The organism is Mucilaginibacter sp. P4_G9 (assembly GCF_056400985.1).
Genome location: NZ_JBFUKF010000941.1, coordinates 1 through 580, shown reverse-complemented (window position 1 = coordinate 580; position 580 = coordinate 1). Strand labels below are relative to the sequence as shown.

1 protein-coding gene is annotated in these 580 nt (G+C 36.9%); it reads left to right on the top strand.

The features are described 5' to 3' along the window. The coding region (locus AC1DPZ_RS28695; RefSeq protein WP_477409950.1) for a hypothetical protein at nt 1–388 on the top strand (388 nt) is incomplete at its 5' end. Nucleotides 389–580: the final 192 nt, after the last annotated feature.

Sequence of the window (580 nt, the reverse complement as noted above, 5' to 3'; positions counted from 1 at the left end):
GTTTATTGATTACGCTTCGATTCACTTTGATTTCAACAAAAAAAACTTTTCTCAAAGCACAACAAGTAGCGATATGTTCACCGTAGGAGATCAGGATTTATTGAATCTTACGGCGATGTGTACAGAAGAACAGCTTAGTGAATTTGGCCCAGAAGGCATGGATTTTATCGGTGGCGGAAGATTAATGTCTCATGCTACGGGCTCTCCAAAACCCTGGAAGACAAATTATATGTCAGCATGGCTCAAAGGGAGATCACCTGGTAGGGCAGTAAAAGAATATTGGAAAAATGCAAATGGAGTAGTAAGGTGTTATCCTGATTCGTTCATAAGAAGGAAAATGTTTTTCCAAAAGGTGGCTTCAATATTATCAAGATTTTATACCAAGTGAGTTGGTTAACAGTCAATAAGATACTCTTTTACTTATGAGCAGAACATTTCAACATGGTGCATTTATTCTTCGAAACAAGTACAGGAGTAGATTGAAATCATTTCCAAGAAAGTTGTGGTTTCGTTTGTTGGGAATGAAAATTGGTGAACGTACTATATTGCCTAAGTTATTTGTAACATGGCCTAATAAGGT